Source organism: Paenibacillus sp. MAHUQ-45 (assembly GCF_058133325.1).
Genome location: NZ_JBYUPV010000016.1, coordinates 69472 through 78725, shown reverse-complemented (window position 1 = coordinate 78725; position 9254 = coordinate 69472). Strand labels below are relative to the sequence as shown.

The 9254-nt window shown below is 53.6% G+C and carries 8 protein-coding genes; all 8 read left to right on the top strand.

The annotated features are described in order from the left end of the window. The coding region (locus tag AC3Y23_RS26040) for an LPXTG cell wall anchor domain-containing protein (RefSeq protein WP_379204634.1) at window positions 1-2381 on the top strand (2381 nt) is incomplete at its 5' end. A gap of 181 nt (window positions 2382-2562) precedes the next feature. Then, window positions 2563-3507, top strand: a complete 945-nt coding sequence (locus AC3Y23_RS26035) for an alpha/beta hydrolase (protein ID WP_379204632.1) — start codon at window positions 2563-2565, stop codon at window positions 3505-3507. Window positions 3508-4026: 519 nt separating this feature from the next. Then, window positions 4027-5529: an HD domain-containing phosphohydrolase gene (locus tag AC3Y23_RS26030; RefSeq protein WP_379204630.1), complete on the top strand. Its 1503-nt coding sequence runs from the start codon at window positions 4027-4029 to the stop codon at window positions 5527-5529. A 204-nt stretch (window positions 5530-5733) separates the two neighbouring features. Then, entirely contained in the window at window positions 5734-6123 is a 390-nt protein-coding gene (locus AC3Y23_RS26025) for a NusG domain II-containing protein (protein ID WP_379204627.1), read from the top strand. Further along, window positions 6107-6682, top strand: a complete 576-nt coding sequence (locus tag AC3Y23_RS26020; protein ID WP_379204625.1) for a Gx transporter family protein — start codon at window positions 6107-6109, stop codon at window positions 6680-6682. Before AC3Y23_RS26025 ends, AC3Y23_RS26020 begins: the two co-directional genes overlap by 17 nt. 5 nt (window positions 6683-6687) lie before the next feature. Continuing rightward, on the top strand, window positions 6688-7560 hold the full coding sequence (locus tag AC3Y23_RS26015) for an ATP-binding cassette domain-containing protein (protein ID WP_379204677.1): 873 nt from the start codon (window positions 6688-6690) through the stop codon (window positions 7558-7560). Then, window positions 7536-8438, top strand: coding sequence for an energy-coupling factor transporter ATPase (locus AC3Y23_RS26010; RefSeq protein WP_379204623.1), 903 nt, complete (start codon window positions 7536-7538; stop codon window positions 8436-8438). Before AC3Y23_RS26015 ends, AC3Y23_RS26010 begins: the two co-directional genes overlap by 25 nt. Continuing rightward, entirely contained in the window at window positions 8425-9222 is a 798-nt protein-coding gene (locus tag AC3Y23_RS26005) for an energy-coupling factor transporter transmembrane component T family protein (protein WP_379204621.1), read from the top strand. The genes AC3Y23_RS26010 and AC3Y23_RS26005 overlap by 14 nt, the downstream gene beginning before the upstream one ends. The last annotated feature ends 32 nt before the right edge of the window (window positions 9223-9254 follow it).

Here is a 9254-nt window from a genome sequence, read left to right as displayed (position 1 = left end):
CAACACCGACGGCAACGCCAACAGCAACACCGACGGCAACGCCAACAGCAACACCGACGGCAACGCCAACAGCAACACCGACGGCAACGCCAACAGCAACACCGACGGCAACGCCAACAGCGACACCGAAGCCGACGGCAACACCAACGGCTACACCGAAGCCGACAGCAACACCAACGGCAACGCCAACAGCGACACCGAAGCCGACAGCAACACCAACGGCAACACCAACAGCAACGCCGAAGCCGACACCAACGGCAACGCCAACAGCAACACCGACGGCTACACCAACAGCAACGCCGAAGCCGACAGCAACACCGACGGCAACGCCAACACCGACACCAACGGCAACGCCAACAACAACACCGACACCAACGGCAACGCCAACAACAACGCCGAAGCCGACACCAACGGCAACACCGACACCAACGCCAACACCGACAGCGACACCAACGGCAACGCCAACAACAACGCCGAAGCCGACGGCCACGCCAACAGCGACACCTAAGCCAACACCAACACCAACGGCCACGCCAACAGCGACACCGAAGCCGACAGCAACGCCAACGGCTACACCAACGGCCACGCCAACAGCGACACCAACAGCGACACCGACGGCCACGCCAACAGCAACACCGAAGCCGACAGCAACACCGACGGCAACGCCAACAGCGACACCGAAGCCGACAGCAACACCAACACCAACACCAACAGCAACACCAACGGCTACGCCAACACCAACACCAACGGCAACGCCAACACCAACACCAACGGCAACACCAACACCGACACCAACGGCCACACCGACAGCAACGCCGAAGCCGACAGCAACACCGACGGCAACGCCGAAGCCGACTCCAACGGCAACACCGACAGCTACGCCAACGGCAACGCCGACAGCTACGCCAACGGCAACGCCAACAGCAACACCGAAGCCGACAGCAACACCGACGGCAACGCCGACACCAACGGCAACGCCAACACCAACGGCAACACCAACACCAACGCCAACACCAACACCGACACCAACGGCCACACCGACAGCAACGCCGAAGCCGACGGCAACGCCGAAGCCGACTCCAACGGCAACACCGACAGCTACGCCAACGGCAACGCCGACAGCTACGCCAACGGCAACGCCAACAGCAACACCGAAGCCGACAGCAACACCGACGGCAACGCCGACACCAACGGCAACGCCAACACCAACGGCAACACCAACACCAACGCCAACGGCAACGCCGACAGCAACACCGACGGCAACGCCGACACCAACGCCAACGGCAACGCCGACACCAACACCGACGGCAACGCCGACAGCAACACCGACACCAACGCCAACGGCAACGCCGACACCAACACCGACACCAACGGCTACGCCAACACCAACCGCAACACCAACACCGACACCAACGCCAACGGCAACGCCGACACCAACACCGACACCAACGGCAACACCGACACCAACGCCAACGGCAACGCCGACACCAACGGCAACGCCGACACCAACACCGACACCAACGGCAACGCCGACACCAACACCGACATCAACGCCAACACCAACGGCAACAACAACACCGACACCAACGGCAACACCAACACCAACGCCAACGGCAACATCGACACCAACGCCAACAGCAACACCGACGCCAACACCGGAAGTAACGCCGACGCCAACACCGGAAGTAACGCCGACGCCAACGCCGGAAGTAACACCGACGCCAACGCCGGAAGTAACGCCGACGCCAACGCCGGAAGTAACGCCGACGCCAACGCCGGAAGTAACACCGACGCCAACGCCGGAAGTAACACCGACGCCAACGCCGGAAGTAACACCGACGCCAACGCCGGAAGTAACACCGACGCGAACGCCGGAAGTAACGCCAGCGCCAACGCCGGAGGTAACACCCGCGCCAACACCGGAGGTAACGCCGACGCCAACGCCGGAAGTAACACCGGCACCAACATGGACGCCACCACCACCAGTGGTTACTCCACAGCCAAGTCCAACGACTCCACCTGTAATTGGCACAATCGTTGTGGATCGTGATCCGGTACCGGCTGGACCAGTACCGACACCAAAAGCAACGCCGGCACCAACGGCAACACCAACACCAACGCCAGGCAATGATGAAATAATCATTGAAGATGAGCAAGTGCCACTGGCGCCAGCGCCTACGTCCACACCGTCACCTTCGACAAAACCGGCAAAGTCTTCTATCGTTCTGACCAATAATAGAGTTCCGCTGAGTGGTCCGGCTGTAGATAAGCTGCCGAAGACGGGTGAATCGAGTCCTGCGCCGTATTATGTAACCGGGCTAGGTTTAGCCGCTTTGGGATTACTGGTAAGATTCAGATTCTCCAGAAAAAACAAATCTTAATCGACAGACGGGATCATACATTGTTTTACCGTGAATAACAGCAGAGCCGCTTTCGGAATCTTTATTTTCCGCAGAGCGGCTCTTTTTCTATGTTCTCCTACCCTCACTTTGGTCTCTTTACAGGGCATGCTATACTAACTTCATCTGGAAAAATTATGATGTTTGATAGGGGGAATGGAGATTGTCATGGACATTGATTATTGGTGCAGTGATTGTTATCGTTGCAGCGGTAGTGGTATACGCCGGATTCTTTTTCTACGGAGTTGCAGTCAAGCGGGCACCCAAGGATTTTCTGGAAGGCAGTCCTGACCTGAAGGTCGATCCTCCAGTTGCTGGTCCATCCTGGGGCGAGGGGAAAGAATGGGTCTCCCGTCAGACCTTTCAGGACGTCAGCCTTATCACCGAAGATGGACTGGAGTTGAAAGGGTATTTTCTACCTTCGGAGCGTGCGGAGGGACGCACGGCTATTATCGCTCATGGCTATTCTGGTCAGGCCAAAGATATGGGGGTCTACGCCAAGTTCTACTATGAGAATCTTGGCTACAATGTGCTGCTGCCAGATGCCAGAGGGCATGGTGGTAGTGCTGGGGATTATATCGGCTTCGGCTGGCCTGAACGCCGTGATTATTTGCAATGGATCCAATATGTGACGAAGCAGACGGGGCCAAATGCGCAGATTGTTCTGCACGGAGTATCCATGGGCGGAGCAACGGTGCTGATGACATCTGGCGAGGTGCTTCCGCAGCAGGTGAAAGTCATCGTTGCGGATTGTGCCTACAGCTCGGTTACAGCCCAGTTAACATACCAGTTAAAGCGTATGTATAAGCTACCTAGCTTCCCGTTTGTGCAAAGTGCCAGCACAGTGACCCGATTGAAGGCTGGGTATCGGTTCAGTGAAGCTTCAGCGCTCAAACAGGTGCGCAAAGCACAAGTGCCGATTCTCTTCATTCATGGTGATGCCGATAAGTTTGTGCCTTTTGCCATGCTGGATGAGTTGTATGAGGCTTGTCAAAGCCCCAAGGAGAAATTTGTTGTTCCGGGGGCCGGTCATGGACTGGCCTATGATACGAACAAGGAGGCTTATAAAGCGAAGGTCGCTGGATTTGTAACCCGTTATGTACGTTGAGAGAAGGAAGAGGCGGATTGCTTAGAAAATGTCCTGGAACGTAGACGGCGCCCGATATCCGCGAAGAGCGGTTATCGGGCGCCTAATTTTTTCCACACATGGCCAGTGTTCCTGAGCAAGAGGGACTATGTACCATGCATCTCGTTATATTTATCCCCTGCCGTCGTGAGCAACGGGGTCATTATTCCTTGTTATTTCCAGCAGCCGTATGGCGAGAGTAATCCTTCCAAAACGACAAAAGCCCTACCTCTCTTTTGTCCTTGCGGCTCCGCGGCCGCGCCAGTGTGAATCGGAATGCTATGTTTGAATTTCATCTCATAAAAAGGAAGAGTTCTCCAAGAAAACGTAAGAGATTGTGTCCAAAATGCCGATAATAATAATGTAAGCAACGATCGGCCTGACATCTTCTTGATGGGGATACATATAGCGACAATCAAATATTATTAAATCTTAGCATATAAATACAAATAAAGCAAATAAGTCACTGACATCATGGGAAGACAGGGATCGGAGGAACAGATGATTATATATAAGGCGTTTTTAAGGAAACAGATCCGAAACTACTTGTTCGGTTCTGTTGTCGCTGTGCTCGCAGTGGGTAGTGTGCTACTGATCTCATCTCTGGAGCTGTCCGTACTGGAGTATGGCCGCCTTTTTTTGGTCTTGCTATTTTCCTTTCTGGTGATGTCCCTACTAGAGATCAGCTTGTTCTTGAAGCACGTCAAGCCTATTCGCACCGCGCTGAGAACACCTGAACCTACCCTGGAACTGCTGGAGAAGGCTTATCAGTATGCGCATCGCTTGCCCAAGCATGCTGTTTACCGGATTCTTGGCCCTCATTTGTTTGGAATGGCGGTACCCGCGATTCTGATGACCTATTGGATGATTCGTGCCGATCTCGTCAGTCTGCCGTACTCCTTTCTCTATCAAGCCGCAACGGGTGCAGTGTTGATTGCCTGCATGCACGCTTTGATTGAGTTTTTTCTGGCCTGTTCTGCAGTTATTCCTTTAATCAAGGAATTCCGGAATCGGGCGCTTGAACGTTACAGTGTGGACTTCTCGCTTGAAGGCTATGTTTTTGTTCCGATCGGACCCAAGTTCATGATCAGTTGCATGCTGATCGGCACCTTTCCACTGGCGCTATTCATTATGGCGACCAAAGTGCGGCTTCATGATGTTGCGCTTAGCAGAACCGGATTTCAGAATTTCTGGGGCTGGGCGGGAATGGTGTTGTTCATTGGCACCGCGTTCTCTTCCATTGCTGCATGGTTGCTGACAAGAAGTGTACAGCATCCTATTAATGAATTGTACAAGGCGACCAACAACGTTAAGGATGGACAGCTGCTACAGATTCAGGATGAATACTCCGATGAATTCTCCAAGCTGGTTGCCGGGTTCAATATGATGGTGCGCGGCTTGCAGGCCCGGGAAGAGCAGAACAGACAACTGCTGGATAGCTACTTTACCACCTTGGCCGTAGCGCTGGATGCCAGGGACCCTTACACAGCCGGACATTCCCTGCGGGTAGCCGAGTTTTCGGTTATCATTGGAGGGTTGGCTGGGCTCACGGGTGAGGAACTCGACAATCTGCGCAAATCGGCGTTGCTGCATGATATCGGCAAAATCGGTGTGCGAGACAGTGTCTTATTTAAAGAAGGCAAACTTACAGATGAAGAGTTCGATCAGATCAAGGCCCACCCTGTGTTAGGGGAGAACATACTACGGCAGATTGAGCCTTTGGAGAAAATGACTCCTTATCTAGGTGGCGTGAGATCCCATCATGAACGTTATGATGGCAAAGGCTACCCGGATGGGCTAGTCGGACAGGACATTCCGTTGTATGGAAGAATTATTGCTGTAGCTGATGCTTACGATGCGATGACCTCAGATCGACCTTACCGCAAGGGAATGGACCCCGAGCAGGCGCTAGGTATTTTGGAACAGGGGAGAGGCACCCAGTGGGACCCTGTTTTTGCTGGATTATTCCTGGCGTATTCTCGAGAAAATAGCAAGCTTATATAAACGGATTATCCCGCTAAAATGGGATAATCCGTTTTCTCGAAAGAAGGGACGATCCGTTTTTGCGAAGACGTGAAAGGTTCGTGCCTATTTTGTGAAATTAGGCACTTAAAGGTGACAATAAACGCCTACATTCATTGAAGGATTGATAGAGGACCGTTATAATTAATAAGTCCGGATTTTAATTAAAAAATAAGGGAGAATTTTATGAAACGCGCAGATGTATGGCTGATTTCCATCGTTCTGGTGGCTGCGCTCGCTTTTCTCGTACCGCGTTGGTTTTCAAGTGACGAGAGTAAAGGTGGGATTGGCGACAACCTTGTGGCCAATGTAACGGTGGACGGAAAATTATTTAAAACAGTCAAGCTTACTAAAGAAGAGCAAACCATTGATATCCGCACGGATCGGGGTTACAACATTTTGAAGGTGCATGACCATGGCATAGAAATGTACGATGCCGACTGCCCTGATAAGGTATGTCTCGGTTTCGGAAGAATTACCCGGCCCAAGCAAACGATTGTCTGCCTGCCGCACCGGGTGCTGGTGGAGATCGCTAGTGTATCGGGGGAGGATGAAGTAGATGGGTATGTCCAGTAGTGAATCAGCTACGGCGCTGAAAAGAACGGTCATTATCGCAATCTTTGCTGCAGTGGCTGTAGTGCTAAGTCTGGTTGAGGCCCAAATTCCGCTGTCAGGTATGGGGTTGGTACCTGGTGCTAAGCTGGGTCTGGCTAATATCATGATATTGACCTGTATTTTCTTTTTGCGCGGACGCGATGCCTTCCTGCTCGTTGTTCTGAAGACGCTGCTTACCGCATTCATTCTAGGTACCTTTTCTAGTTTATTGTTCAGTTTGTTTGGATCGTTGTTCAGTTTCGTAGTGATGTTCCTGCTGATGCTGATTGGCGGGAAGCAGCTTAGTCTGATCGGCATCAGCATTGCCGGCGGGGTCGCCCACAATATCGGACAGCTGCTGGCAGCGTCGATGGTCTTTGCTTCACTGAGCATATTCTACTATTTGCCGATGCTGCTCATTACAGGGGTGGTTACAGGGGTGGCGGTAGGATTCGCTGTTCGGTATTTGGTCACCTCGCTGTCCAAAATCTCGTTGTTCGAAGAATTCCTGGACGATCCGGGAGACGCGGCGAAAGGATGACTAACATGAAGGAAGCGCATGAGGAACAACCTAACGGAACTCAAGCAGGACAAGTGGTAATCGCGCTGGATGATGTCTCATTCGGCTATGGCCCAGAGCATCCGATTCTGCAAAATATATCGTTCACCATTCCCCAAGGACAGTGGGTAAGCATCGTCGGCCCCAACGGCTGCGGCAAATCTTCGCTGGTGAAGCTCTTTAATGCTCTGCTTCCTGCAGGGGCGGGAGAGATTACCGTCTGCGGAATGAAGCTTGAAGAGGCATCGATTGGTCCCATCCGGCAGAGTATCGGCATGGTCTTCCAGAATCCCGATAACCAGTTCATCGGGGCTACTGTAGAGGAAGATATTCTCTTTGGCCTGGAAGGACTTTGTCTATCCTACGAAGAGATGGAGAGCCGTCTGCGGATCTATTCGGAGCGGTTAGGGATTGCCCATCTGCTAGCCAAGCATCCCGGGGAGCTGTCAGGAGGCCAGAAGCAGCGTGTCGCCATCGCTTCCATTCTTGCAATGGAGCCAGGCATCGTCATCTTTGACGAGGCCTCTTCTATGTTGGATGAGGGGAGTAGGGATGAACTGCTTGGCATCCTGAAGGGGATGCATGCCGAAGGCAGATATACTCTCCTGATGATTACGCATGATGCCGATGAGATTCTGGCTTCGGAGCGGGTGCTTGCTCTTCACGGAGGCGGCCTGGCTGCGGATGTGACACCAGCCGAGCTGTTTCGCAACGAGGCGCTGCTGGAGAGATGTCATCTGCGCGCGCCATACGCATGGCGGCTGGCAGGCGAGCTGGAGGAGCACGGGATTCAAGTGAACGTTCCCGGCAGTGAAAAGGAGCTTATAGAGACGTTATGGCCATACAATTACAGCAAGTAAGCTACACCTATGCCGACCGGAGCCTGTGGAAACAGACGGCGCTGCATGATATTAATCTGAGCATTCCGCAAGGCTCTATTGTGGGAATCGCCGGGGCGACAGGCTCTGGCAAGTCCACGCTGCTCCAGTTGTTCAACGGCATCCTGAAGCCATCGGAGGGCACTGTATCGGTGCTGGATGTAACGATTCGTGCTGGGGAGAAGTCGCCCCGGCTGCTACCGCTGCGCCGCCGCGTAGGACTGGTCTTTCAATTCCCGGAGCAGCAGATGTTTGAGGAGACGGTAGAGAAGGATCTTTGCTTCGGTCCACTGAACTTTGGAATGAGTCCGGAAGACGCAAAGGCGCGTGCGCGCAAGGCGATGCAGGACATGGGGCTGGATCTGGACCTTCTGGCGCGCAATCCGTTCAAGCTCAGCGGGGGCCAGATGCGCAAGGCAGCGATCGCCTCTGTACTGGCGATGGACCCTGATATTGTAGTGCTGGATGAGCCGACAGCCACTCTTGATCCTATCAGCCGAACAGAGCTGATCTCGCTGCTGGAACGGCTGTGCCGGGAGCAGGGCCGGACGGTGGTTATTGTGACCCACCGAATGGATGAGCTGCTGCCAGTGGCGGATAGCTGGATCGTGTTAAAGGAAGGGCGTACAGCCTTCCAGGGCAGCGCCAGTGATCTTGCCAAGGATCCAGCCATCTTAGAAAAATGTGGTCTTACGGTACCGCAGTCGCTCCGTTACTGGCGGGCAGTCGCTGACCGATTGGGGTTAGAGGACGAGGTGCCTCGACTGACAGCAGAAGGTCTTGCTAAGCTTATAGCCTCACTGCGTACAGAAGGCAAGATCCTTGGCGAGTCTGGCGGAAAGAGGGATGACCATGAATGAGAGGCTGCTGCTGGGCCGCAGCATTGAGACTGGCTCATGGGTACACAAGCTGGATGCCAGGTCCAAAATTACCGGGATGATGCTTTATGTAGCCGTCATTCTGCTATCCCGTTCCTGGATGGCGATGGCACTGCTGGCGGTATTCTCGGTGGCGGTCATGGCTTCGACCCGAATCCCGCTCAAGTATTTCCTTAAAGCAGCTAAGCCGCTGCGCTATCTGATGCTATTTATTTTTATCGTACAGGTTATATCCATAAAAGAAGGAGCAGTGTGGCTGTCCATCGGTTCTTGGGGCTTGTATGAAGACGGGCTCCGTCTGGGGGCTTTCTCGGTGATCCGTATGTTCTTCCTGATTACCTTTACGGCGCTGCTGACCTTCACGACAACCCCGGGCAAGCTTAATCAGGGCCTGGAGGGGATTCTGTCACCGTTCAAAAAAATCGGGCTAAAGCCGGACCGCATTACGCTGATGATCGATATCTCGCTGCGGTTCATTCCAACGATTCTCGATGAATCCCAGACCATTATGAAGGCACAGGCTTCACGCGGTGCTGATCTGAAGGAACTGCCTTTGAAAGAAAAAGGGCGGATGCTGGTGTCGCTGCTTGTTCCCGTGATCGCCAGTGCCTTTCGCCGCGCACAGGATCTGGTTTACTCCATGGAGGCTCGTGGTTTCCGTATGGATGCGCCGCGTAGCCGGTATCACCGCCCGATATGGGGCGGGGCCGATACTGTTTTTATACTAATGTTTGTCGTAATGGGCGTTGCAGTAGCTTGGCTATAGCGGCGTTCTTGGCGGCAATGCATTTATAGAGC